This is a genomic window from Bartonella sp. CR84HXZ (assembly GCF_042194535.1).
In the GTDB taxonomy this organism is placed as follows: domain Bacteria; phylum Pseudomonadota; class Alphaproteobacteria; order Rhizobiales; family Rhizobiaceae; genus Bartonella; species Bartonella grahamii.
Map to the genome: position 1 here is coordinate 1 of NZ_JBHIMY010000072.1, position 1,541 is coordinate 1,541.

Consider the following 1,541-nt stretch of genomic DNA (forward strand, 5'->3'; position numbering starts at 1 on the left):
ACGTCTTCAATATTTTTAGAAAGAGTGGTTACGTTTTCATCAAGCTGACCTTTGTTAACAGCATCAGTATCATCAGTACCTTTTGCCAATCCTGTTATCTTTTTACTGCCAGCACCAATACCAGCCGTCGTTATTTGCGGACCATCAACAATTACTAAGCCCTTGTCATCTAAGTTTGTTTTCCCTTTTAATGTTAAGGTATGGAGTGATATATCATTAGTCAAACCAAATATTAGCTTATTTTTATCGTCCTTATCTCTCTTAATCCTGAAGTTATCCCCTCCTGATGAAAAGTTTAGTGTGGTATCCATAAGAACAGTTGTAGCACCTTTATCTTCAATAGAGAGTTTCCAACCGTTTTTTCTTACAACATCTTCTAAGTCTCTCAACTGCCTAACATTCACAGCATCGGCAACCTCAGAACCAGCTGCTACGCCCGTAATTTGTCTGGTTATACCCTTACTATAATCACCAACACTCACTGCGCCCTTCGTACTTTTCCATTGCGATGAGGTATTTGTTGCAGAACCCTGCAACAAAGGAGTATAACCAAACTCACCAGCAGCCCTACCGGATGCAGAATCTCTTCCTATAGCAACAGCATCTACCACCGAAGCTACAGAATTGGCACCTATAGCGATAGCTCCATCTGCCCTTGCTTCCGAATAAAATCCAAAAGAAATGCTCTCCTTACCAACTCCCTTTGCACGATGACCAATAGCAGTTGAACCATACCCTAGGGCTTTAGAAACGGCTCCTACAGCCGTTGAATAATCACCCTGCGCGGTTGTATAATCATTTTCCCCGTGTGTGCTGTTAGGATTATATTCACTACCTATTGCAATAGTGCTTTTTCCTATAGTGTGAGCCATGTAACCTATAGCAATAGCATCACTCTTCTCTGATGTCTGAGCTTTATGGCCTATAGCAATACCGTCCTGTCCCTTTGCAGATGCATCAGGACCTTGAATAACAGTGTTACTCGCTCGTGTATTTCGTTGCATTCCCTCAATTGAACCACCCCGCAAAAGGTCAGAAACATTAACAAGCGTTGCATTCTCATCATTTTCTGCAAACGGTTGGGCTGTAGAGCTATCAACCACAAAGGACTGTGGACTAATGAGAGGCTTTTTATCTTGCACCCCTGCATTTAACGTTTTTTTCGATAGGTTATTACTGTTTGCTGTCAAAACATTGATTACAGAGCCCTCATCACTCGGACCTAGAAGAGTTTTGGTTAAAAAATTTGCATAGTCATCAGCAGCATTTACCTTGGGTGTCAAAGCAACATTCAGCGCTGTTAAATAATTGTCTTTTGAAACAGAAGAAGCATTCAAACCAGCAACAGAGATGATGTTTTCTGGATAAGAGACACCAGCACTGTTAACACCCTCGAGAAATGTGTTTCTAAAATCAGAATTTGCTGAAAAAACAGGTGTAACATTCGATAAAAATGTAGCCGCTGTAGCCAACGAAAGAACTTTAACAAAAGAAAAACGAGAACGTTTTAATTCACTCGCTGCTTGTGGGGCATATAATTT

The 1,541-nt window shown here is 40.9% G+C and carries 1 pseudogene; it reads right to left on the bottom strand.

From position 1 onward, the window contains the following. A pseudogene (locus ACFIKD_RS09345) lies at positions 1-1,541 on the bottom strand (hypothetical protein); the annotation flags it as partial.